Genomic DNA, 24,781 nt, shown 5'->3' on the forward strand with positions numbered 1-24,781 from the left:
TTCCTTCCACTTCCATTACGAAGCTTCAACAGTACTATGCCCCTACTGACTCCCCTATTCATGCTCTTTCATGCGATTTGCAATCCCCGAGCGATTACTAAAACGTTAGGGGTCTCAAACGTTCCGATATTACTAGGTATATAACTGTACTTAGGTTCCACCTTTATCCCGACTATATCAATAAGTAGAACAACCCATTAGTTCTATCCATCAGACTCTGTACGATAAATATCTTTTGGAATATAGTTAATTAGACAACATTTCTATTGCCCGCTCTACGAGACGTACATTCAGTGGTTCGTCATTAGCTATCTAAATCCTAACCATATACAGCTGCCCAGCCCGCACCATCTTCGCAGTAATGTTTAACATTTCCTCAGCTTAACCTGTTAGGGCTACTTAGCGCGACTTCACCCAACTTCACACAACCTGTTACCAGTGTTGCATGTGGGAGTATCAGCTTCCATCTTGTCACGGAGATTATTTGGGTTCTCCGCCGTGGTGTCGTAATATCAGTTGTTGTTAGCAAAAATATTCTTGCTAACCCTGCCAATCCCTTCGCCTAAGCGATTTCTGGCAAACGTTTCATACCATACATCAAGCGACGTTCCTCGGCCATTTCATCTTCACTTTCCAATGAACGTGAATGCGGGAATATATTCTCTTCCATCCCGATAATGAACACAACAGGGAATTCCAGCCCTTTTGCGGCATGCATCGTCATTAAAATAATCGTACCTTTTGCCTTTTCTTCTTCATCCAAAGAATCAATATCTGCAATGAGTGCCAGGTCTGTTAAAAAGGCTACTAATGACTGGTCTTCACTGCGCGCTTCAAAAGCCTGTGTTACCGTTAGAAATTCTTCGATATTTTCCAGTCGGCTTTCCGCTTCAATCGATTTTTCCGCTTTCAGCATTTGGCGGTATCCTGATTTTTCAAGCACCTCTTCCACAATTTCTGTAACCGATAAGTCTTGCTGACGTTCACTTAACGAACGAATCATATTGTAGAAATTTTCAGCGGAAGTTGCTGCTTTCCCAGACAGCCCCATAAATACTAGTTCACCCATTGCATCAAATATTGAACGGTCACGCTCCATTGCATAAACAAGCATTTTATCAAATGATGTCGCACCGATCGCACGTTTTGGTTCATTGATAATTCTCGCCAGTGATAAATCATCATCATTGTTTGCAATCAAACGCAAGTAAGCGAGCAAATCTTTAATCTCTTTTCGATCATAGAACTTTGTACCGCCGACGATCTGGTAGTTCATATTCGATTTTACAAGCACATCCTCGATTACACGTGACTGTGCGTTAGTACGGTATAAAATCGCAAAATCATCCAGTCTGTAATCTTCATCCTTCATGAGCTTTTGAATCGTACGGACCACATACTGCGCTTCATCCTGTTCATTGCCGGCTTTGTATAGCTGTATCTTTTCGCCTTCCGGATTTTCTGTTCGAAGTACTTTTTTATAGCGGTCTTTATTCTTTTCAATTACGCTGTTTGCCGCTTGTAAAATACGCTTCGTTGAACGGTAGTTTTGCTCAAGCATAATGACTTTTGCTTCTTTGTAATCTTTTTCGAACGATAATATATTCGAAATATCGGCACCGCGCCAACGATAGATCGATTGGTCCGAATCCCCGACAACACAAATATTGCGGAATTTCTTAGCCAGCAGTTGTACGAGCAGATATTGGGATTTATTGGTATCCTGGTACTCATCAACGTGAATGTACTGGAATTTATTCTGATAAAACTCAAGCACATCCGGCGCTTCATTGAATAGACGGATTGTCAGCATGATCAAATCGTCAAAATCAAGACTTTGATTTTGTCTTAATCGTTTCTGATAGCCTTTATATACTTGCGCTACAATTTTTTCAAATGGATTATGCGGATTCATGTTCGCTTCAAAGCCGTCCACAGTAATGCATTCGTTTTTTGCCGAACTGATCGTATTTAATATTGCACGCGGATCATACTTTTTCGGGTCGATATTATCCTGCTTCAAAATATTTTTTATAACCGTCAGCTGATCCGAACTATCTAAGATTGAAAAGCTTTTCGAATAGCCGATCCGGTCGATATTACGTCGCAAAATGCGGACACACATCGAGTGGAATGTGGATACCCACATGCTTTCCGTTGTTCCGTTTCCTAAAATCCCGTCAATACGTTCACGCATTTCGCGGGCAGCTTTATTTGTAAATGTAATGGCCAGAATTTTCGAAGGATACACTTCACGCTCAACGACTAAATAGGCGATACGGTGAGTCAGTACCCGTGTTTTTCCAGAGCCGGCTCCTGCCATAATCAGGAGCGGGCCTTCTGTTGTTTTCACCGCTTCAGCTTGCTGTGGATTCATCCCCGCTACTAAGTTTTTTGCTATATGCTCCATTTTGCACCTTCCCATCTAAAGAACATTTGTTCCTATTATATAACACTTTTTACTGCTTGTACGGTTTTTAATGCCGCTTTTAAATCCTCATAAATAATATTTCCGACAACTATGGTATTGGCATGTGCAGCCATTTCCTTCGCTTGCTCTACAGACGTAATTCCGCCCCCATAAAAAAGCTTTGTTTCATTTAAAACTTCGGCTGTCGCTTTCACCATTTCAATATCACCGTATGCACCGCTGTACTCTAAATAAAAGATCGGCAATTTAAAGTAGTTTTCGGCCATCCGTGCATAGGCCACTACATCTTCCACAGTCAAATCTGTTTTCGCATCAGTTGCTTGTGCTACTTTACAGTCCGGATTCAGTACACAGTACCCCTCCGCTACAAGCTCTTCCCAAATCAGCACATCGCCGTATTCTTTAATCGCTTCATGATGCAAATCTTTCACCCATTTTGTATCACGGCTATTCAACACTGTCGGAATGAAATAATAGTCATATCCCGGTGTAATGCTGTCGACATTTGAAATTTCAAGCGCAATCGGCACTGAAAAACGACGTACACGGACGAGCAGATCCAAAACGCCATCCAATGTCACATCATCTGTCCCGCCGACTAAAATAACATCCGTACCCGATTCGCAAATCTGCTCTAATGCCTCATCCGAAATTTCCTTTGCAGGGTCCAGTTTAAATACATGTCTCCAGTTTAAATATTCCATGAATATATCCACCTATCTCAAAAATTTTATATAGAACTTTTCATTATCTTAGTTTTTATTGACCATCTCTTAGTATAACGAAAATCGATGAAATATTAAAAGACTGAGCGGGTAAATCTGCTCAGTCTTTTAAGCTTGCTCATATATTTATGATTGGGCGCTTCTTTACTTTGACGTAAATGGCTTTTCGTCTGGATAAAGACGGCCCAGCATTTCATCATAAGTGTCATTTCCGTAATCAAAGCAACGACGTACACGGGAAATTGTAGCTGTTGAAGCACCAGTTTCCTTTTTAATTGTTTCATACGTTTTCTTCAAACGTAATAAATGTGCAACTTCAAATCGCTGTGCCAATGACTGGATTTCACTAATCGTGCACAAGTCATCGAAAAATTTATAGCATTCCTCAATATCTTTTAACTCTAGAACAGCTTTAAACAACTGATCTGTTTGATGACCGCGAATTTTTTCAATTTGCATGTACCCACCATTTCCTCTCTACTCTGAATATATAACAGATGCCGCTAAACCGGGAGATGTTGGTACGAAAAGTATCCACGTTTTTCCTTGAACTAACTTTACTTCCGATCCATCTTCTTCAACTGCCACGAGCAGGCCATCTGCATTTTTCCATTTTACTTCACGTATCATCCCAGCCTGGGCTACATACGCGTTGCCGCCACCCGTAATTGTAATTTCACGTCGACCCGCATTGTCTACAATTCGGTGAGGCATTTCAAAAAATAAAATATTGGCTAATTCGATGGATTCATTTGTTTCATAATCGATTGTTTCTACATTTGCAGAATAACGCTTGTACTGATTCGTTTCGGCATTGTAAACATACTGACTGTTAAATGAACCACTATTATTGTACTTCATCGATACTTCATTAGCCGTTATTCCTATTTTAACATTATCTTCGGCTTCATAGAATGGGTAGGACACTTTTTTCTGATAAAGTAGTGAAGTCCCTGTTTTTTCGGCACCGGCCTTTACATTTTCACCTGAAATATAGGAATTGTGGGGAGCGACCCGTGTCGATGAACGTTTGAAGTAAGTACCGTCATAGTGCATTCCATTTATATTATCGACAACTCTTCGTTCAAGCATCGATTTTGCTTCAGGACTGTATCCGTGCGCAATATAAAATGCGTCCAGACCTTTTGCAATATCAACGAAGTACGACCGTGCACTGCGAATCGGTCCGATTGATTCTGGAAGTTCAGACTGGTAAAGTGCTAAAAAACGTGTGACATCACCTTCCGCCAGCATTTCATATACAACATCCGCCTGTGCAAGTCCGGATTGCGGACGTGCTTGCGGATGGTTATTAATCGTTGCAAGTATCGGACGCATCGTCGCTTCTTCTGCTACACGTTCCCCTGTAAAAGGAGTAACAAATGGCAGTATTTCTTCGGCCTCCGCAACAATAATGTCTTCCTCTACCTCTGTTTCTTCTATTTCTACAACAGGCTCCTCTGTTTGTTCTTTGTCGGAACAACCTGCCGTTAAGGTTATGCCTAATAGCGCTAACATAAATATACTGCGTTTCATCGTGCTACTCCTCTCATTTTTATCGGTTTATCGCATTACAGCAGGTAGCATAACCTTATTTTTCATGACATCAAAAATCCCACGTGTCGTAATACGAATATATGGTAAATGTGTCGATTGTAAAAACAGCAATGTGTAAATTGCATCTGTATGGTGATAACCACGCTCTTTCAAAGCACTCTTTAATGCAAGTTCAAGCGGTATTACATCTTCCACCGGCCCATCATAAATAGATCCGGCCAACTTTAAAGGAATACTTGTTACAATTTGATCATCTTCTACAAGTACAATCCCGCCATTCATTTTCTTCAGTTCCCGGAACGCGTGCTGCATATCCTGGACCGATTTTCCGATCAAAATAATATCTCCAGTATTGGAATACGATGAAGCAAAACCTTTTACATGTGTCGCAAATCCTTTGATCATCGTATTAATTCGCCATTTACCATTACGGTCGACAAGCATTAAATAGCTTTCATCATGATCTGTAGATAATGTATGATGTTGTCCGAGATTTTTTATACTATACGGTTTTGTAATAACATCATTCACCATTTCAACGCCAATCGGCATCGAAAATTGAAAATCTCCTTCATGCAAATCAAAATCGATTTTCAAATCACCAAATAGTGATAAGTCAACTGCGGGAAGTGCTTTCAAATCATTATTGTCTCGCTTCAGCCATACTCCTTTTGAAATGACTGATTCAGGTGTCGGCGAATATTCGTCCGACAGAATATTAATATTTGCATAACGACCTGTAGCAAGCAGCCCATGCAGATTGGTCATATTATAATAGCGTGCAACATTATAACTTGCCATATTATAAGCGTCAATCGGACGCACACCCGCTTCAAGGGCGGCCCGAATACATTTATCCATCACACCGTCTTCATGGAAACTCGGTGTGGAACCATCTGTTGTCATCATTAACTGATCAAATATTTCGTAGCCTTTATCGACAACCGCTTTTAATAGATGCGGTAAATCCGGGCGAATTGAAGAATAGCGGAGCGTAACAGCATAACCGTGCTGCAAACGTGCTTCAATATCTTCAACCGTCATGGATTCATGATCACCATCGACTCCTAGTAAACGCATTTTAGCCAACGTTTTTTCGGAAGCTCCCGGTAAATGCCCCTCGACTTTTTTTCCTTTATGCTTGGCTGCCTGTATCCAGTAAAGCATTTGATCATCCCCGCGCATAAGACGAGGCCATCCTGTCAGTTCCCCGCCGAGCAGCACGTCTTGACGGTCAAGCCATTCCAATACGGATGCATTTGAATATAGTTCCCTTTCATTTTCAAGCTCCGTTTGTGAATCGAAGCGACTCCACCAGTAAAATGAAAATGGCAATTTGGCAAGCTCGTCCATAAAAGAAAACGCTTTCTTATTTTTCATTAGAGAAACAAGTGTCATATTGTCTGAAATGAATGTTGTCGTGCCGGTCTGTGCACTAAATTCTGCGAAGCTGTGGGGATTGTACAATTGGAAAGGATGTACATGCGGCTCAATATAACCTGGTACAACTACTTTTTCGGATAAATCAACAACTTCTGTTCCTTCTACATTTGCAGGCAGTTCCTTCCCGACATAAACGATGCGGTCATTGGATATCCAGATGTTCCCTGTTACCCAACTTTTCATCATACTATGTAAGTACTTTGCATTTTTTAAAACTAGACTCGGAGCAGCATGCCCATCTATGATACTAACTTGCTCTCGAATATTACTTAACTTCCAATTAATTTCCGGCATATTCTGCACTCCTTTCAACTTTCACACCATAATATAAGGACGCCCATAACTTTTCCAAGATGCTTATACCAGCTCTAAAAAATATACTGCTGCGATTCAAGTAGCTTCAGCAATTGTCTTTAACAGCTGCTGAAGCTAGATTAATGCGTATTGATTTAAAAGAAAAACACATACTTAATTCAATATATTTTGCTTTATGCAGGCAATTGCTACAATATTCCTTTTGGTGAATTAATCGTAACATAGCACTTTCATAAAGCAAAGTGTTTCCAAAATAATTTTTAAATTTTCTAAAAAAAGGAGTGAAGTATACTTGCTAACCCCCAATATTTCTGAAACAAACGCTTTTATCCGTATGATGTGCGGTGTTGCAATGACCGCATTCGGTGTCGGGAGAATCGCTCATAAACCTCAATGTACAGTTGGTCGTATGATGATTCTTGCCGGTTCAATGAAAGTGGCGGAAGGATATTATCAATATTGTCCAGTAGTCGCAATGGCAAAGTCAGAACAGATGAACGAAATGATGCCCGTCAATGATTAAGAGGTGGATCTAGGGTATGTTGAATAAATCTATGTAAGTTAACTGTTAAAATAAAAAAGCGCTATATCGATTGAAGGAATATAGCGCTTTCGGGTTTGTAGGTTTCAGTAATAACTTTTATGCGTTTATGAAATTGTTATACCAGCACTTGCAGAACCTGTCAGTGCAGCAGCTAATGTAACTCCTGTTCCAGCAACTGAGTAAACCATTACTAAACGGTCGCCTTGTGCAACAGGAACCGGTGGCACATTTGCTGAGCCATAAGATGTTTGACCAAGAGTGATAAGCCCAGTAAATGGTGGTGTCAACGTAACTCTAGCATTTGTAGCAGTGAATACTGAGCTTCCAGCAGGAGCACGGTAAATTTGAGCAGTAACCGACAGAGATCCTAAACCTAGATCAAGGCCAGCAAGTTCAGTGAATGATGCAGAAATGGCTGTAATACTACCATTGCGTGGAACTACGAATGCTTCAGTAGCAATACCGGACAAGTCAATTGTATTCCCCAAAATTGAAATACTAGGAACTGAAGTACCAAATCCAATTAAACTCCCTGTGCCCACTAATCCTCCAGCAAGTGTAGTTAATACAGCATCTACAATACCGGAAGAGAATGGAATGATCGACCCTGTATTTGGTGGTGTACAGCCTGGTCTTACAGCTCTGAAAGGTCCTAAGTTTACGCAATTTGATCCACACGGATGTAAATTACTCATGTTCATACTTTTAGAACACATACACATATTTTTCACCTCCTTCGCAATTATTCTATTCACCAATCAATAGAATCAAAGGGCAATTAACTAGTAATCAAATTTTGTATTTGAGTTTTTTGAATAAGCAAATCGACAGTCAATTTGGGCAAAAAAAATAAAATCACCCTAACGCTAGGATGATTTTAAAAAAGCTTTTCTATTTATTTTCTGAAAATATTAAAGAACGAGGAATTCCACTGTTTCTTCGTCTTTTCTTCTCCGGAATCTGAATTATCCATACTTTCTTCAACCGTTAATTTAATACTTTCCAGCTGCTCATTTTCCCGCATTGAACTGCCTTCATTTATTTCACTTAAATCGAAAGTTTGTAATTTTTCTACTACAGACTCATCTTCATCAAGTTCAGGACTTTCGATACTACTCTTAGTTACATTCTTAATTAGAGATGGAGGTGTTTCTTCGGGCTCATTCGCTGGCTCAAAGAAGTTTGAGGTTTTATTTAAAACCGGTAAAAAGGCTGCTTCACCTTTTGATGATTTATTAGGCTTGAGCGAAGCCTCATTCAATGAATTTCTACTTACATTTTGATGTGGTGGATGGTTGATTGTTTGGAAATAACGCTGATTAAAATAGCGCTCATCAACTTGATCTGCTTTATATTCTATTGGTTCTTCCGTTTTCGGCTTTTCATCCTCTTTTTGCAGTTGGATCACTTGATTTGCCAAATTTCTCAACTGCATATATGAAGGTTGATTCGGTAGAGCAGGTACAGGTACATTTTCCTGAGTCCCGTTCTGAAGATATTTCATTGTACTATCAGGCTTTGGCGCACTAAATTTTTCTGCTGACGGCTGCACATTCTTTTCCTCTTCTGCCTTTTCTTCTTTAACATTATTTAACTTCTTCGATATTAATACAATTTCTTTACCCATTTTTTCAACCGTCTTATTTAACGAAGCAATCTGCATTTCAAATTGTTTTGCTTGCTCTTCATAAATTACAGTTTGAGTTTGTTGTTTTTCTTCCATTGTTTTCGTTAAGTCTTCAATATATGTTAATTGGCTTTTCAATGCTTCAAATTCATTCTTCATCATTTGGAAATCTTCAAACGATGTCCCCATTTTCAAAGTCATCAATGTATTTCTGTACCCAGAGATTTTTAATTTCAACTTTTCAATTTCCTGGAGAGTATAGGTTGTGGATTCTTCCATTTCATTCACCCCTTTCAATCCGCATCTCTTCATATTTTATTGACGTTAACTGTTGTATGTGACAACAGTTCTCCTTTGCTGTCATTTTTAATTATAAAGTCACACATGTAGGCTACAATCTATTAGTTCCCAAATGAACCTGATTTACAGAATTCCCAATAGTTAAACTATTTCTTTGCCTATGCACTTCTATTTAAGCGTCATAAAATACAAACGAAAGATAAAAATATAGAAGGAGGTGACAAGAACATGAAGGAACAAATGCCATCGCAACAAGAACTTATCTGTATCAATGTGGAAAAGGTTTATGACTGGGTAGTGAAAGATATGTCTTTTGAGTTCACTCCAACAAGCCCAATTACGTTTCCAGGTTTACCAGTAGATGCTGTTGTCGGAGGAGCGCAAGTTACATGCCAAGTAGTACCAGCAGCAGTTAACCCTGTTGTTATTATGAGCCGTGAAAATCGTACATTTACGATTGACGGAACATCAGTTTATTTACAGCAGCTTATGATTCAAAAGAACTTTACTGTGACAATTTGCATTACGTTGGCAAACGGAACAACTTACACAAGTAACGGCTTTGAAATTTCACGCTGTGAACATGTTGTAATGTGTGCACCTAAAGGGACAAATGTTGATGTAACATATACTGATCTTGATTGCTTCGTATGCTCAACTGGTCCATTCTTCAACAATGGAGACGGGACAATTACATTTGAAAACTTATCACTTTCAATCGCAGTTTGCCAAAGCATTCAATCAACATTCCCAGTGACAGTAGAATTTTTGGCAGACTACTGTGAACCACGAGCAGATTTACCATTTGCTTGTTCACCAGCATCTCGCCCTAACAACTGTGCTGTTGTTTTCCCATAATATTATGAATCAGTGTTATCACCAACTTCATCGTCATATAATAAAGAAAGGGAGAAACACCCTTTCTTTATTTTGCTTACATAAGCAAATAAAATTTAACTGTAAGGAGGAGGCATTTCCAGTGCCCAAAAGCTCCCACCCTTTCGAGATAAAGTTAAATGCTCTGCAAAATCAAACCCAAACCTATCTCCACGAAATAAAAGAACTCATCGAAAAACTTCCTACTTCCGACAATACCAAAGTCATTAGCTATTTCACTTCCACTTTTAATATTTCCCATCAATTAGATCAGGAGAGTTTATGTTTAGGTTCTTATCATATTTACAATATCGGTAAAGAACCATTACTAAACCCTTCCATTTGCATAACATTGCCTGAATCATCCCCTTTTTCATTTAGTGGTCGGTATGTACATGAAAAGCTCCAACAAAGGCTAAAAGGGCAGAATGAATGGTTGCGTTTCTCAAAAACGCCAAATAGAAACGAATACTGGCTTAAACCAGTTAGCAAAACATCGATCGAACCGAATGAAATCATTTCATTTCCAAATTTCCAGATAAGATGGTTTCCGGATAAATCTTACGCCGGAAGCATTACTGGCTTCACTTATTGTGATCAGTTTCAAGATGGGATTGCTGTTGTAAATCCTATTAATTTAAGCGTCATTCATTTGGAACAGGAGGAGACAACATAAACGAATTTGAAGATAAACAAGAAGAATCCGAAGTACTAACAATTGAAAAGATATTAAAGCAATTCATGAAAGAACATTTTTCATCGATAAAAGATGAGCTCCAGGAAAATAATAATAGCTTTATCTTTCTGGAAAAAAGTTCACTCAATTTATTATTGGCCTATTTATTATCAAATAATAAATATGATACTTCATACCCTGTCAGTGAAGAAGAAGAAGAAAAAAAAGCTGTAGAAAAAATAAACCAGCTCATCAATGAAAATGAAAAAGAATTTCAGGAGATTATAGGCTTACTGAAAGATATGACTTGATTGGAGGGAACTATGTGGATATTGAAAGCGTGAAAAATAAGGATGTACTACAATTACAGCAAACCATCATCTTTTTAAAATCAGAAATCGCGAAGTATCAAAACGAAATATCCTCCCTACAAAGTATGGACTATTATTCAATGGTTAATAGTCTTGAGCAGGAACTGAGTCAGTTAGTAAACGAGAAAAAAGAATTGTCCATGGAATTAATGATGCTGAGGAAAAGCTTTGAAAAAGAGCTTAATGAGCTGCATGAAAATATTCAATTACGCGAAGAGCAACGAGTAAAACTGATTTCTTCCATTGAATCACTAGTGGAAAAAAAAGAAAACTTACAGAAAGAAAACAAACAGTTAAAAGAAACAATCGAAAAAACAGCTAAAACTGATATTCCCGCTGCCCGTTCAGAAAGCTATATACAGGCCGTCGAAGAACTGGATCATTTGCTGCGTTCTTTCATGAACAGTAATAATGAACAATTAATTTCTCTGCGTGAAACAATCAATCAACAGCATGATCTATTAAAGGATATTAAAAATAAAAACGAGGAAATTCAATTTACTCTTGAAGAAATGACACAAATAAAAGAGCCCGAACATAATAATTATTCACCAACTGATGAACAAACGATTACCCGAATTAACCTTGAGAATCAGCTCCAAAATTTATTCATTCAAGCAACCAGTTTTGAAACAGAGCTTGATGAAAAATTACGTATACTGGATGAATTTGATGACAAGTTACTTTTACTCGCCATTGAAATTGAGAAACATAAAAAAGGCGATATTTAACAGACAGCTGAGAGAGTAGAAAAGGCGACACGTTTGCACGTATCGCCTCTCCTTTATTTAAATGTTCTCCACCCAATATCTTTGCGGAAGAAAAAATTCGTCCATTCTTTTTTGGCAAGTTCAGCATATACTTTTTCCTGTGCTTCTTTCAACGTAGCTGCTTCCGACGCCACTAATAACACACGGCCACCGTTACCGACGAACCGGTCGCCCGCAAGCTTTGTCCCCGCATGGAATACCGGGAGTTCAATATCCGAAAGTTCCGGTAGGGCATTTCCTTTTTCCACATCACCCGGGTATCCTTCAGCCGCAACAACTACCCCTAGCATAGCCTCTTCTTTCCACTGTAAATCAAAAGACTGCTCGTTCATTAGGCTCATCATAAATTCACCGAAGTCTGAGGCCATACGTGGTAACACGACCTGTGTTTCCGGATCACCAAAACGTGCATTGAACTCAATTACTTTCGGGCCTTTCGCAGTTAAGATCAAGCCTGCATACAGGATACCAGTGAAAGATACCCCTTCTGCATCCATTGCTTTTACAGTTGGCTCTACGATTGTGTCATACGCAACTTTTACAATGTCCTCAGAAATTTGCGGTACTGGTGAATACGCACCCATTCCGCCTGTATTTGGTCCTGAATCACCATCATATGCACGCTTATGATCTTGAGCAATGACCATCGGGTAAATTTGCCCTTTATGTACAAAACTCATGAAGCTGAATTCTTCGCCATCGAGGAACTCTTCCACCACAACACGGGAAGAAGAATCGCCAAAACGCTGGTTACCAATCATATCTTCCACCGCTTCAATAGCTTCTTGTTCCGTCATGGCTACAATAACACCTTTTCCTGCAGCTAACCCGTCCGCTTTAATTACAATCGGTGCACCTTGCGCTTTAATATAAGCAACTGCTTTTTCCGATTCTGTAAAAGTTTCATGTGCTGCCGTCGGAATATTATATTTGTTCATAATCTCTTTTGCATAAGACTTCGAACCTTCGATTTTAGCCGCCGCTTTCGTTGGACCGAAAATAACCAAGCCCTGCTCATTGAAGTAGTCAACAATTCCTTCTGCCAATGGCTGCTCAGGACCTACAAATGTTAACGCTACATCATTTTCAATTACAAACTGTGCAAGTGCCGCGAAATCTAGTGCATCAATTGCAACAACTTGTGCATCTTGCTTCATTCCATCATTTCCTGGTGCTACGAATACCTTTTGTACAGAAGGTGCATTGTTGAATTGCTTCGCGATCGCATGCTCACGACCACCACTACCGATTACAAGAATGTTCATATTAGCTTCCCCTTTTATAGAAATTTGGATAAAAAAAACGCCCGCCAAATTTTAGGCGAGCGTTTTTCATTAATGGTCGTTTACACTGCGCTACCCGACCAAAAGTAGTGCTGTGCATCTTACAATCAATGATTATTTTATTATTAACAGCGTATCTCCCGGCCAAAGTCGATACTGCTGTTAATAAAATTTGGTTACGATGGGGACCCGGCCAAGAATCGCCCAATCGTCTTATTTACCCCTCTCCCGGCCAGAAAGAAGAATAAATAAAGCATTTGCAAACGCTTCTGCTAACGTCCGGCCAGAACATTAGCGAAACTTTATTCTATTATAACGTACATTTAATAATTTCTCTACTGCTAACTTATTAATTAATGTTTAAAGTGACGAACCCCTGTAAACACCATTGCAATACCGTACTTGTTCGCTGCATCGATTGATTCCTGATCTTTAATCGAGCCGCCTGGTTGAATGATCACTTTAATACCGGCTTTTGCCGCTGCTTCCACTGTGTCGCCCATTGGGAAGAATGCATCTGAAGCCAATGCCGCGCCTTGTGCTTTATCTCCCGCTTGTTCAAAGGCAATTTTTGCTGCGCCTACTCGGTTCATTTGACCAGCGCCAACACCTAAAGTCATTTGTTTATCCGTTACAACAATGGCATTTGATTTTACATGCTTCACAACTGCCCAGCCTAGTTTTAATGCTTCCCACTCTTCTTCAGTCGGTTCACGGTCTGTCACAACTTGAATGTTGGCATCTTTAAAGCCGAAACGGTCCGGCTCCTGTACTAGTAAACCACCTTCGACAGCAACAACATTGAATTGATCCTGCTTTTCCTGTGCAAAATCGATTGTTAGCAGACGAATGTTTTTCTTTTGTGTTAAAATCTCTAATGCTTCTGCAGTAAAGCTTGGTGCAATGATGATTTCAAGGAAAATACCCGACAATTTTTCTGCAGTTGCCTTATCCACTTCTTTGTTTAATGCAATGATGCCGCCGAAAATCGATGTTGAATCTGCTTCATATGCCTTGTTGAATGCTTCTTCGATTGTTTCACCTGTACCGACACCACATGGATTCATATGCTTCACTGCAACCGCTGCAGGCATTTCAAATTCTTTTACGATTTGCAATGCTGCATTTGCATCCTGGATATTGTTGTACGATAATTCTTTACCGTGTAATTGAGTTGCATAGGCAATCGAGAAATCTGAACCTAAACGTTTCGCATAGAACGCCGCTTTTTGGTGAGGGTTTTCACCATAGCGTAATGTTTGCTTCAGTTCATATGTTAATGTCATGTTTTCCGGGAACTCTTCTCCAATTGCATTTGATAAATGATTGGAAATATACGAATCATATGCAGCCGTATGACGGAAGACTTTTGCCGCTAAACGACGACGTGTTGTTAATGCCGTTTTTCCATCTGCCTTTAACTCTTCCAATACGGCAGAATAGTCATTTGCATCAACAATTACCGTTACATAATCATGGTTTTTTGCTGCCGAACGTAGCATTGTCGGACCGCCGATATCGATGTTTTCAATTGCATCATCCCAAGATACATCCGGCTTTGAAATCGTTTCGACAAAAGGATATAAGTTGACACATACAATTTCGATTGGGCGGATGCCATGTTCATTCATTTGCGCAACATGGCTCGGCTCATCAAACTTACCTAATAGACCGCCATGGATCATCGGGTTTAATGTTTTTACACGGCCATCCAAAATTTCCGGGAAGTTTGTTACTTCATCTACCGCTGTTACCGGAACATTATTTTGTTGTAGTAAACTTTTTGTTCCTCCAGTAGAAAGTACTTCATAGCCAAGAGCTACTAATTCTTTTGCAAATTCTAAAATACCATTTTTATCTGAAACACTAATAAGTGCACGTTTCGTCACGATTAGGTCCTCCAATTCATTTTTTCGGTGAGCAATGCCCTCACTGGAGCGGCTCATGCGAATTTACTTATTTACGTTAAATAGTTGCTGTAATGTCTTTTTGTAAAGCGCATGCTCTAATTTATGTATACGCTCTTCAGTCGCTTCACGGTTACCATCGACAACTTCAACTGCTCCCTGCGAGATAATCTTTCCTGTATCCATTCCCGCATCTACATAGTGCACCGTCACACCCGTAACTTTTACGCCGTGAGTCATCGCCTGACCAATGGCGTCTTTCCCGGGAAATGATGGCAGCAGCGACGGATGAATATTAATAATCCGATGCTCATAAGCCGATAATAGCGTTTCTCCAACAAGTCGCATATAACCTGCTAAGATGATCCATTCAATCTCTCGTTCTTTTAACAGTTCAACAAGTTTTGCTTCATAAGCTGCCTTGTCGGCAAAGGTTTTCGGTGCAAGCTCCATAGCAGGTATACCGAAGTTTTGTGCACGTGTCACCACATAAGCACCCGGCTTATCCGTAATGACAAGCTCGATCGTCGCGTCAAGCTCACCGCGACTAATCGCTTCTTGAAGTGCCTGAAAGTTACTACCGCTTCCAGAAGCGAACACGGCAATTTTCGTACCCATTACACTAAACTCCCGTCATGTTCGCCGTTGAAAATAACGCCTTCACCGTTCACAACGCGACCGATTGTGTAGGCTTTTTCACCTTCAGCTTCCACTGCAGCAATCACTTTATCAGCTTCACTCGCTGGCACCGCAATAACAAAGCCGATTCCCATGTTGAATACGTTATATAAATCTTTGTCCGCCAATGCACCTTTTTCTTTTAAAAATTCAAAGATGCGCAGCACCGGCCAAGATCCTAAATCGATTTCAGTCGCCAAACCTTGTGGCATCATACGTGGCAGGTTTTCATAGAAGCCTCCGCCTGTAACGTGTGCGCAACCGTGTACTTCCGCAGCTTTAAGTGCTGCTAAAACAGGCTTTGCATAAAGCTTTGTAGGAACAAGAAGCGCTTCGCCGATTGGACCGAGGTCTTCATAGCCTTCTACTACTGCATCGACTGCGATTTCATTGTCCGCGAACACAATTTTACGTACTAACGAATAGCCGTTTGAATGTACACCGCTTGAAGCAAGACCGATTAAAACGTCGCCTTCCACAATTTTTTCGCCCGTAATGATGTCCGATTTTTCACAAGCACCTACAGCAAAACCAGCTAAGTCGTACTCGTCTTCTTCGTAAAGACCCGGCATTTCAGCTGTTTCTCCGCCGATTAATGCTGCACCGGACTGTACACAACCGTCCGCAACACCTTTTACGATCTGCTCAATTTTTGCCGGCTCAGCTTTTCCAACTGCAACATAATCAAGGAAATAAAGCGGCTCAGCACCTTGTGCAACAATATCATTTACACACATTGCAACACAGTCCACACCGATTGTATCGTGTTTATCAACCATAAATGCAAGCTTCAACTTTGTCCCAACACCGTCCGTACCTGAAATAAGAACTGGTTCCTTTAAGTTCAGTGCAGACAAATCAAACATGCCTCCAAAGCCGCCAAACGTTCCCATCACACCTAAACGGTTTGTACGCTCGACATGTGATTTCATACGTTTTACTGCTTCATAACCTGCCTCAATATTTACGCCTGCCTGTTCATATGCTTTTGACATAATGTACTTGCTCCTCCTTAATTTCTAACAGTCTTTTTCATGTGGTAAAACTGTGTCCGGAAAAATCTCTGTCGGGTATTTACCAGTAAAGCATGCGACGCAGAGCCCGCCATTTTCATCTTCAAACGGGCGGTTCGTCGCACGGACCATACCTTCCAGCGATAAAAATGTTAATGTGTCCGCTTCAATTGCTACTCGTATATCTTCCACACTGTGGCTTGATGCAATCAGCTCTTCATGTGTCGATGTATCGATTCCGTAATAACAAGGATCCGTCATTGGTGGTGAAGAAATAACAACATGCACTTCTGCCGCCCCTGCTTCTTTCAGCATGCGCACAATACGTCTCGATGTTGTACCGCGCACGATTGAATCATCCACCATTACGACACGTTTTCCTTTTACGACTTGTACGACAGGTGAAAGCTTCATTTTTACACCACGTTCGCGAAGCTCCTGTGTCGGCTGGATAAAAGTACGTCCAACATAGCGGTTTTTAATTAAACCGAGCTCGTATGGAATACCGCTCGCTTCAGAAAACCCGATCGCTGCAGAAATGGATGAATCAGGAACTCCTGTAACGACGTCCGCTTCAATGTGGGCACATTCTTTTGCGAGTTCTTTCCCCATACGTTTACGTGCCATATGGACATTTACTTCATCAATATTCGAGTCAGGACGCGCCAGGTATACATATTCCATCGCACACATTGTCCGATTGTCCTTCTCCACATAGCTGTCGATTTCAAGACCATTGTTTGAAATGATCAATAACTCTCCAGGTTCCACTTCACGTACGTACTCCGCACCGATTAAATCAAATGCACATGTTTCAGAAGCAACGACATAAGAATCACCCAGCTTCCCAAGTGAAAGCGGACGTAATCCGTTACGGTCCCGTGCCACAATCATTTGGTCATTCGTCAATAAAATAATAGAAAATGCTCCTTTTAATAACGACAATGCTTCTTTCACTTTTGAACGAAATGGTGAGTGTTTTGATTTTTTAATGAGATGTACAACAACCTCTGTATCAGATGTCGAATTGAAAATGCTGCCCGATCGCTCTAAAAACTGTTTTAAATGTGTAGCATTCACCAAGTTGCCATTATGGGCAATTGCCAGTGAGCCAGTTGAAGAACGGAATAACAATGGCTGAACATTTTCCAGCCCTTTGCCGCCTGCTGTAGCGTAGCGTACATGCGCAATTGCCGCGTGTCCTACTACTTTACGTAATTTATCTTCATTGAACACGTCATTTACAAGACCTTCGCCGCGTACAGCCTGAAGCTGATTACCGTCAGTTGTGACGATACCAGCTCCTTCCTGTCCGCGATGCTGTAATGCGTGTAAACCGTAATAACTTAGGTGCGCTGCATCTTGGTTTCCCCAAATGCCAAATACGCCGCATTCCTCATTTAAGCCTCTGATTTCAGCAAGCATGGAATTGCTCCTTTCCAGGCAGAACGGAATTCCTCCACAGTACCTTCAACAAGTACACCAGTTTCGCCGCTAATTTTAATACTTGCGTCGTCTGTAACTGTACCGATTTTTTGTGCATCTTTTACGATAGTTTCAAAGCCTTCTGCATGTTCAGCTTTCACTGTTAATACAAAGCGTGATTGTGATTCTGCGAATAGAGCCGTTGTTGCAGAACCTGTTAATGCTACGTCCAATCCTAAACCTTTGGCAGCGAAAGTTTTCTCCGCTAATGCAACCGCAACTCCGCCTTCAGAAACATCATGCGCTGACTGAACAAGTCCTGCCTGAATTGCTTCCAAAACAGATTGTTGACGTGCCGCTTCTACTGTTAAGTCGATTGAAGGTGCTTTACCTGAAATGCCGCCTTCCACTAACTTTTGCAATTCAGAACCACCGAATTCTGTTTTTGTGTCACCGACTACGTACACAACGTCACCCGCAGCTTTAACTTCCTGTGTTGTAACATGTGCTAAATCTTTTACTAATCCGACCATACCGATTGTTGGTGTTGGATAAACCGCTTCACCTGAACGCTCGTTGTACATTGATACGTTACCGCCAATTACTGGTGCATCTAATGCTAAACAAGCTTCCGCAATACCGTCAGCCGATTTTTGGATTTGCCAGAAGATTTCCGGTTTCTCCGGGTTTCCGAAGTTTAGGCAGTCTGTAATTGCAAGTGGTTGTCCCCCAGAACATACGATGTTACGCGCAGCTTCTGCAACAGCAATTTTACCGCCAGTTGTCGGATCCAGGTAAATATAGCGAGCATTACAGTCTGTCGTCATCGCCAACCCTTTATTTGTACCTCGTACACGTATTACTGCAGCGTCCGAACCTGGTGCTACAACCGTATTTGTACGTACTTGGTAGTCATATTGATCGTAAACCCACTCTTTTGAAGCGATTGTCGGAGCTTTTAACAGTGCAGTTAACGTTTCTTTATAATCTGTTACTTTTGGCTCTGCATTTTCCATTGCCTGATATTCAGCAAAGTAAGCTGGCTCAGCATCCGGCATATTATAAACCGGTGCGTCTTCAGCTAATGCATCTGCAGGTACTTCTGCAACAACTTCACCTTTGTGCAGTAAACGAAGCATTTTATCTTCTGTCACTTTCCCTACAGCTACCGCGTCAAGATCATATTTATCAAAGATCGCTTTAATTTCATCTTCACGGCCTGCTTTTACAACGATCAGCATGCGCTCCTGAGATTCTGATAACATCATTTCATAAGCTGACATGTTTGTCTCACGTTGAGGAACTAAGTCCAAGTTCATTTCTACACCAGTACCGGCTTTAGAAGCCATTTCCGCTGAAGATGAAGTAAGACCCGCTGCGCCCATATCTTGAATACCGACTAATGCGTCTGATTTTACAACTTCCAGACAAGCTTCAAGAAGTAACTTTTCCATGAACGGGTCCCCAACTTGTACCGCCGAGCGACTTTCTTCAGTATCTTCTGTCAATTCTTCAGATGAGAATGTTGCACCGTGAATACCGTCACGACCTGTTTTCGCACCAACGTACATGACAGTATTTCCTACACCTGCAGCAACACCTTTTTGGATATCCTTATGATCGATCAATCCGACACACATTGCATTTACAAGCGGATTTCCTTCGTAGCATGGATCAAAACCAATTTCGCCGCCTACTGTCGGAATACCGATACAGTTACCGTACCCTGCAATACCAGCAACAACTTCTTCAAATAAATACTTGCCGCGTGCTGATTTTAACTCACCAAAACGTAAAGAGTTCAGCATGGCAATCGGACGGGCACCCATTGAGAAAACGTCACGGATAATTCCGCCTACACCTGTTGCAGCACCTTGGTATGGTTCAATCGCAGATGGATGGTTATGGGATTCCATTTTGAAAACAACTGCCTGCTCATCACCGATGTCAACAATGCCGGCGCCTTCACCAGGGCCTTGCAGTACTTGAGGACCTTTAGTCGGGAATTTACGAAGAACTGGCTTCGATTTTTTATAAGAGCAGTGCTCAGACCACATTACCGAGAAAAGACCTGTTTCTGTCCAGTTTGGAATGCGACCTAATTTTTCAATTGCTAAGTCAAATTCCGCATCTGACATCCCCATGTCCGCATAGAGACGTTTTTCCTTAATTTGCTCTGGTGTTGGTTCGAAATTAGTTGTTAACATGCTGTTCCCTCCACTGCTTCACAATTGATTTAAATAGTTTAAGACCATCTGCGCCACCAACGATTTCGTTTGCAGCACGCTCTGGATGTGGCATCATGCCGAGTACATTGCCTTCTCTATTGATGATTCCAGCAATATCCGCTAAAGAACCGTTCGGATTTTCGCCTTCATATGTAAAGACAATCTGATTATTGGCTTGTAAAGAAGCTAATGTTTCGTCATCGCAGTAGTAGTTACCTTCACCATGCGCGATCGGAATATTAATGACTTCTCCCTCTTCATATCCGTTTGTAAATGGTGTGCTGTTGTTTTCAACTTTTAACTGTACTGTACGACACATGAATTTCAGGTTTTTATTGCGGATAAGAGCACCTGGTAACAGTCCTGCTTCCGTTAAAATCTGGAATCCGTTACAAACACCTAATACTGGTTTGCCTTGTGCCGCAAATTCTTTTAAAGCCGACATAATGTTTGATTGGTTTGCCATTGCGCCACAACGTAAATAGTCCCCATATGAGAAACCTCCAGGCACTAATGCCCCGTCAAATCCGTCCAGACTTGTAGCTGTATGCCAAACATATTCTACTTCTTCATCTAACTCGTCCTTAATCGCATGAAACATGTCGATATCACAGTTAGACCCCGGGAAAACGAGTACTGCAAATTTCATCGTATTATGCCTCCTCAACTTCGTAACGGTACTTTTCGATCACCGTGTTCGCTAATACTTTTTCACACATTTCTTTCACGATTGTGTCAATATCACGGTCAGTGTCTTCGATTGCAACTTCCAAATACTTGCCGATACGTACATCAGAAACTTCACCATAACCGATTTTTTGCAATGAGCCTTGAACTGCAGAACCTTGTGGATCCAGGATGCTTTCTTTTAATGTTACATATATTTTAACTTTTTTCATGAGTTAGTTGCCTCCAAGTTTTTGTAATATAATCTCATATACTTCCGTTAGATTGCCTAAATCACGGCGGAATACGTCTTTATCAAGCTTTTGCTTAGTATTAGAGTCCCATAAACGACAAGTGTCAGGAGAAATTTCATCGGCAAGTAAAATATTGCCGTCTTTATCACGACCAAATTCCAGTTTGAAGTCGACTAAAGTTACACCAACAGCTGTAAAAATCGGACGCAGCACTTCATTCACATGCAGTGCCGCCTTATATAGCTGTTCTACTTCCATTGGTGTTGCGATATTCAGCACATCAATATGCTCTGTTGTAATCATTGGATCACCTAATGCATCATCTTTATAGTAAAATTCGACGATCGGACGCTTAAGCGGAGTGCCCTCATCCAAGCCTAGACGTTTTGCCAGGCTGCCTGCAGCAATATTGCGTGTAACGACTTCGATTGGAATAATTTCGACTTTACGTACAAGCTGTTCGTTCGCTGAAAGTCTTTTTACGAAATGTGATTCAATTCCGTTTTCTTGTAACTTCTCGAAAAGTAATGTCGTAATTTGATTGTTTAAATTTCCCTTACCAGCGATTTCGGCTTTCTTCTCGCCATTAAATGCTGTTGCACTATCTTTGTATTCAACAAAAAGGATTTCAGTATCTTCTGTTGTATATAGTCGTTTTGCTTTCCCTTCATATAAAAGCTGCCCTTTATTCATGACGTATTCCTCCTGATAAATTGATTAGTTAGTTAAGACCTAAACGTTCGAAAATCAAATCAACATTTTGAATATGGTAGTTGTAGTCAAAGCAGTCTGCAATTTCTTCCGGTGATAGATATGCTGTGATTTTTTCACTAGCTTCCACAAGCGGACGGAATTGTGTTTGCTCATCCCAAGCACGCGCTGTTAATGGCTGAACCGTATCGTACGCTTCCTCACGTGATAATCCTTTGTCGATTAACGCAAGTAAAATACGCTGTGAATAGATCAGACCAAATGTACGCTCCATATTGCGTTTCATATTGTCAGGGAATACAGTTAAGTTTTTCAAAATATTACCGAAACGATTTAACATATAATTCAATGTAATTGTGGCATCCGGAATAATGACACGTTCAGCTGAAGAGTGTGAAATATCACGTTCATGCCATAAAGCTACATTTTCATAGGCTGTCAGCATATAGCCGCGCATTAATCGTGCCATACCTGTCATATTTTCAGAGCCGATCGGATTTCGCTTATGCGGCATGGCAGATGAACCTTTTTGCCCTTTCGCAAATCCTTCTTCCACCTCACGTGTTTCGGATTTTTGCAGTCCGCGGATTTCTGTCGCAAACTTTTCAATTGATGTAGCGATCAAAGCCAGTGTAGAAAAATACTGGGCATGGCGGTCACGCTGCAATGTTTGTGTAGAAATTGGTGCTGCTGCTAATCCAAGATGTTCACATACATAGCTCTCCACGCGTGGGTTAATATTCGCATATGTTCCAACAGCACCGCTCATTTTCCCAGTTTCGATTACTTTTGCTGCTTCTTCAAAACGTGCTAAGTTACGGCGCATCTCTTCAAGCCATAATGCCAGCTTTAAACCAAATGTTGTCGGTTCTGCATGTACACCGTGCGTACGTCCCATCATTACTGTAAATTTATGCTCTTTCGCTTTTTCAGTCAGAATAGCGATGAATTGATGTATATCTTTACGTAAAATTTCATTCGCCTGTTTGATTAAGTATGATAGTGCTGTATCTACAACGTCCGTTGAAGTTAAACCGTAATGCACCCATTTCTTTTCCTCACCGAGTGCAGGTGTTTCCGAAACAGCTCTTGTAAATGCCACTACATCATGACGTGTTTCCTGCTCAATTTCATAAATACGATCGATATCAAATGATGCATTTGCACGTAATTTTGCTACATCTTCTTTTGGAATTTCACCGATTTCCGCCCAAGCTTCACAGGCTAAAATTTCTACTTCAAGCCATGCTTTAAATTTGTTCTCTTCAGTCCAAATTGCACCCATTTCAGGACGTGTATAGCGTTCTATCATAAATCTTCTCCTTTTACTCCGGCCAAATACCAGAGTCTGTAATTTGTTGTAATGCTGTATTTATATCATCTGTCATGACTGTGACATGACCCATTTTCCGATTTACCTTTGCTTCTGATTTTCCGTACAGATGTACAGACCAGTCAGGAAACTTTGAAATTGAATTTGTTAATGGTACGACATGCTGACCAAGTACATTTACCATGATCGATGGCGCCCAAAGTTTTGGTTTACGCAGCGGCCATCCGCATACTGCACGGATATGCTGAGTAAATTGTGAAATATTGCATGCCTCAATCGAATAATGACCTGAGTTATGCGGACGTGGTGCACATTCGTTAATTACGATACTGCCATCTTCAAGGACAAACATTTCAACCGCCAATGTACCAATCAGTTGTAGTGAATCTGCAATTTTTAGAGCCGCTTCCTCAGCTAATTGTGCTGTGGACTGTTCGATACGGGCAGGCACAATCGTTTCATGTAAAATGTGGTTTATATGAATGTTTTCTCCGACAGGTAAGCAGTATGTTTCACCATATCCATTGCGTTGCACAATGACTGAAATCTCTTTCGTAAACGGAACAAAGCCCTCTGCAATACACTGTGAATGTGCAAATAATTCTTTTGCCAAAGGTAAGTCCTCAGCAGATTTCAATAGCTGCTGACCTTTCCCGTCATAACCGCCCCGTGCTGTTTTTACGATACATGGGAAGCCGATTTCTCCGATATTTTCTAGAAGCTGATCATATGTAGAAGCGACAATATATGGCGCAACCGGACAGCCTGCATCAACAATCATTTGCTTTTCAGTGATACGATTTTGTGTAATGCGCACAAGCTCTGCACCTTGGGGAACATAGGCCATTTGTGTTAAACGCTTCAAGCCATCGTAATCGATGTTCTCAAACTCATATGTTATGACATCACTTACTTCCGCCAGTTCTTCCAATGCTGCTTCATCATCATAAGCTGCGACGATTCGAATGTCCGCCACTTGCCCACAAGGAGAATCCATCGTTGGTTCCAGTACTGCGATTTTATAGCCTGCTTCTTTTGCTGCAACTGCCATCATACGACCTAGCTGACCACCGCCGATAATACCGATTGTTTGTCCAGGGTAAATCATTTTCGTCACGTTAAGTCACCTGTGCTTTCCAAAACTTGCGCTTTTGTCGCTTCACGTCGTGCTTCAAGCTTTGCAGCAAGCTCCTGATCAAACGCTCCTAAAATTTGCGCTGCAAGAAGACCGGCATTTGTTGCCCCAGCCTTCCCAATTGCTACAGTTGCTACTGGTACACCACCTGGCATCTGCACAATCGATAGTAATGAATCAAGTCCGTTCAGTGCGCGTGACTGTACTGGTACTCCGATTACAGGTAATGTCGTTTTTGCTGCTACCATACCAGGTAAATGAGCTGCTCCACCAGCCCCTGCAATAATTACTTGAATACCGCGTCCGCGTGCAGCTTCCGCATATTCAAACATTAAATCTGGTGTGCGATGTGCTGAAACGACTTGCTTTTCATAAGGCACTTGCAGCTCGTCTAAAATGTCACAAGCATGCTTCATCGTTTCCCAATCACTTGAACTTCCCATAATAACGCCAATTTTCGGATTCATGAATTTCGCTCCTTTAAACATCTTCTCCACTTGTTAAAAATCAATG

At 41.0% G+C, this 24,781-nt stretch carries 23 protein-coding genes and 1 pseudogene; 5 read left to right on the forward strand and 19 right to left on the reverse strand.

Annotation, left to right across the window (positions count from 1 at the left end):
- Window positions 1-592: 592 nt before the first annotated feature.
- From pcrA to MKZ25_RS17260, 5 genes and pseudogenes are all read right to left on the reverse strand, one after another.
- A pseudogene (pcrA, locus tag MKZ25_RS17240) lies at window positions 593-2,410 on the reverse strand (DNA helicase PcrA); the annotation flags it as partial.
- Between the two features lie 35 nt (window positions 2,411-2,445).
- Window positions 2,446-3,135, reverse strand: coding sequence for a heptaprenylglyceryl phosphate synthase (locus tag MKZ25_RS17245; protein WP_340716541.1), 690 nt, complete (start codon window positions 3,133-3,135; stop codon window positions 2,446-2,448).
- 165 nt (window positions 3,136-3,300) lie between these two features.
- Window positions 3,301-3,615: a YerC/YecD family TrpR-related protein gene (locus tag MKZ25_RS17250; RefSeq protein ID WP_008408714.1), complete on the reverse strand. Its 315-nt coding sequence runs from the start codon at window positions 3,613-3,615 to the stop codon at window positions 3,301-3,303.
- Window positions 3,616-3,633: 18 nt separating this feature from the next.
- Window positions 3,634-4,692, reverse strand: a complete 1,059-nt coding sequence (locus MKZ25_RS17255) for a DUF3048 domain-containing protein (protein ID WP_340802555.1) — start codon at window positions 4,690-4,692, stop codon at window positions 3,634-3,636.
- Window positions 4,693-4,719: 27 nt separating this feature from the next.
- Window positions 4,720-6,450, reverse strand: a complete 1,731-nt coding sequence (locus tag MKZ25_RS17260) for an adenine deaminase C-terminal domain-containing protein (protein WP_340802556.1) — start codon at window positions 6,448-6,450, stop codon at window positions 4,720-4,722.
- A 313-nt stretch (window positions 6,451-6,763) separates the two neighbouring features.
- Here MKZ25_RS17260 and MKZ25_RS17265 point away from each other — a divergent pair, with 313 nt between their 5' ends.
- The gene (locus tag MKZ25_RS17265) at window positions 6,764-6,994 is read left to right on the forward strand and encodes a YgaP-like transmembrane domain (protein WP_079523760.1); all 231 of its coding nucleotides are present in this window, start codon (window positions 6,764-6,766) and stop codon (window positions 6,992-6,994) included.
- 125 nt (window positions 6,995-7,119) lie between these two features.
- On the opposite strand, the gene MKZ25_RS17270 is transcribed toward MKZ25_RS17265, so the two are convergent.
- Both MKZ25_RS17270 and MKZ25_RS17275 read right to left on the reverse strand, forming a co-directional pair.
- On the reverse strand, window positions 7,120-7,737 hold the full coding sequence (locus MKZ25_RS17270; protein ID WP_340802557.1) for an exosporium glycoprotein BclB-related protein: 618 nt from the start codon (window positions 7,735-7,737) through the stop codon (window positions 7,120-7,122).
- 173 nt (window positions 7,738-7,910) lie between these two features.
- Window positions 7,911-8,921 carry a hypothetical protein gene (locus MKZ25_RS17275; protein ID WP_340802558.1) on the reverse strand — a complete coding sequence of 337 codons (1,011 nt, stop codon included), beginning with the start codon at window positions 8,919-8,921 and terminating at the stop codon, window positions 7,911-7,913.
- A 249-nt stretch (window positions 8,922-9,170) separates the two neighbouring features.
- Between MKZ25_RS17275 and MKZ25_RS17280 the strand changes: the two genes are divergently transcribed.
- From MKZ25_RS17280 to MKZ25_RS17295, 4 genes are all read left to right on the forward strand, one after another.
- Window positions 9,171-9,800, forward strand: coding sequence for a hypothetical protein (locus MKZ25_RS17280; RefSeq protein WP_340802559.1), 630 nt, complete (start codon window positions 9,171-9,173; stop codon window positions 9,798-9,800).
- Window positions 9,801-9,921: 121 nt separating this feature from the next.
- The gene (locus MKZ25_RS17285; protein ID WP_340802560.1) at window positions 9,922-10,494 is read left to right on the forward strand and encodes a hypothetical protein; all 573 of its coding nucleotides are present in this window, start codon (window positions 9,922-9,924) and stop codon (window positions 10,492-10,494) included.
- 65 nt (window positions 10,495-10,559) lie between these two features.
- Entirely contained in the window at window positions 10,560-10,805 is a 246-nt protein-coding gene (locus tag MKZ25_RS17290; RefSeq protein WP_340802561.1) for a hypothetical protein, read from the forward strand.
- A 14-nt stretch (window positions 10,806-10,819) separates the two neighbouring features.
- Entirely contained in the window at window positions 10,820-11,596 is a 777-nt protein-coding gene (locus MKZ25_RS17295) for a multidrug ABC transporter ATPase (protein ID WP_340802562.1), read from the forward strand.
- Window positions 11,597-11,649: 53 nt separating this feature from the next.
- Here the strand turns inward: MKZ25_RS17295 and purD are convergent, their stop codons facing one another.
- The 12 genes from purD to purE all read right to left on the reverse strand — a co-directional run bounded on the left by purD (window position 11,650) and on the right by purE (window position 24,735).
- Window positions 11,650-12,900 carry a phosphoribosylamine--glycine ligase gene (gene purD / locus MKZ25_RS17300; RefSeq protein WP_340802563.1) on the reverse strand — a complete coding sequence of 417 codons (1,251 nt, stop codon included), beginning with the start codon at window positions 12,898-12,900 and terminating at the stop codon, window positions 11,650-11,652.
- A gap of 371 nt (window positions 12,901-13,271) precedes the next feature.
- On the reverse strand, window positions 13,272-14,807 hold the full coding sequence (purH, locus tag MKZ25_RS17305) for a bifunctional phosphoribosylaminoimidazolecarboxamide formyltransferase/IMP cyclohydrolase (protein WP_340802564.1): 1,536 nt from the start codon (window positions 14,805-14,807) through the stop codon (window positions 13,272-13,274).
- A gap of 63 nt (window positions 14,808-14,870) precedes the next feature.
- Window positions 14,871-15,443 (reverse strand): phosphoribosylglycinamide formyltransferase, encoded by a 573-nt coding sequence (gene purN, locus MKZ25_RS17310; protein WP_340802565.1) that lies wholly within the window; start codon window positions 15,441-15,443, stop codon window positions 14,871-14,873.
- Window positions 15,443-16,498, reverse strand: a complete 1,056-nt coding sequence (gene purM, locus MKZ25_RS17315; RefSeq protein ID WP_340802566.1) for a phosphoribosylformylglycinamidine cyclo-ligase — start codon at window positions 16,496-16,498, stop codon at window positions 15,443-15,445. The genes purN and purM overlap by 1 nt, the downstream gene beginning before the upstream one ends.
- Before the next feature lie 24 nt (window positions 16,499-16,522).
- Entirely contained in the window at window positions 16,523-17,941 is a 1,419-nt protein-coding gene (gene purF, locus MKZ25_RS17320; protein ID WP_340802567.1) for an amidophosphoribosyltransferase, read from the reverse strand.
- Entirely contained in the window at window positions 17,917-20,148 is a 2,232-nt protein-coding gene (gene purL, locus MKZ25_RS17325; RefSeq protein ID WP_340802568.1) for a phosphoribosylformylglycinamidine synthase subunit PurL, read from the reverse strand. Before purL ends, purF begins: the two co-directional genes overlap by 25 nt.
- A complete protein-coding gene (gene purQ / locus MKZ25_RS17330; protein ID WP_340802569.1) occupies window positions 20,135-20,818 on the reverse strand; it encodes a phosphoribosylformylglycinamidine synthase subunit PurQ in 684 nt (227 codons plus the stop codon). The genes purL and purQ overlap by 14 nt, the downstream gene beginning before the upstream one ends.
- Before the next feature lie 4 nt (window positions 20,819-20,822).
- Window positions 20,823-21,068, reverse strand: a complete 246-nt coding sequence (gene purS / locus MKZ25_RS17335; RefSeq protein ID WP_340802570.1) for a phosphoribosylformylglycinamidine synthase subunit PurS — start codon at window positions 21,066-21,068, stop codon at window positions 20,823-20,825.
- 3 nt (window positions 21,069-21,071) lie between these two features.
- Window positions 21,072-21,782: a phosphoribosylaminoimidazolesuccinocarboxamide synthase gene (gene purC / locus MKZ25_RS17340; RefSeq protein WP_340802571.1), complete on the reverse strand. Its 711-nt coding sequence runs from the start codon at window positions 21,780-21,782 to the stop codon at window positions 21,072-21,074.
- A 28-nt stretch (window positions 21,783-21,810) separates the two neighbouring features.
- Window positions 21,811-23,112 carry an adenylosuccinate lyase gene (gene purB, locus MKZ25_RS17345; RefSeq protein WP_340802572.1) on the reverse strand — a complete coding sequence of 434 codons (1,302 nt, stop codon included), beginning with the start codon at window positions 23,110-23,112 and terminating at the stop codon, window positions 21,811-21,813.
- Window positions 23,113-23,125: 13 nt separating this feature from the next.
- On the reverse strand, window positions 23,126-24,250 hold the full coding sequence (gene purK, locus MKZ25_RS17350) for a 5-(carboxyamino)imidazole ribonucleotide synthase (RefSeq protein WP_340802573.1): 1,125 nt from the start codon (window positions 24,248-24,250) through the stop codon (window positions 23,126-23,128).
- Window positions 24,247-24,735 (reverse strand): 5-(carboxyamino)imidazole ribonucleotide mutase, encoded by a 489-nt coding sequence (gene purE, locus MKZ25_RS17355; protein WP_014822577.1) that lies wholly within the window; start codon window positions 24,733-24,735, stop codon window positions 24,247-24,249. Before purE ends, purK begins: the two co-directional genes overlap by 4 nt.
- Between the last annotated feature and the right edge of the window lie 46 nt (window positions 24,736-24,781).

Origin of the sequence: Solibacillus sp. FSL W7-1464, from assembly GCF_038004425.1 — a bacterium.
Classification (GTDB): domain Bacteria; phylum Bacillota; class Bacilli; order Bacillales_A; family Planococcaceae; genus Solibacillus.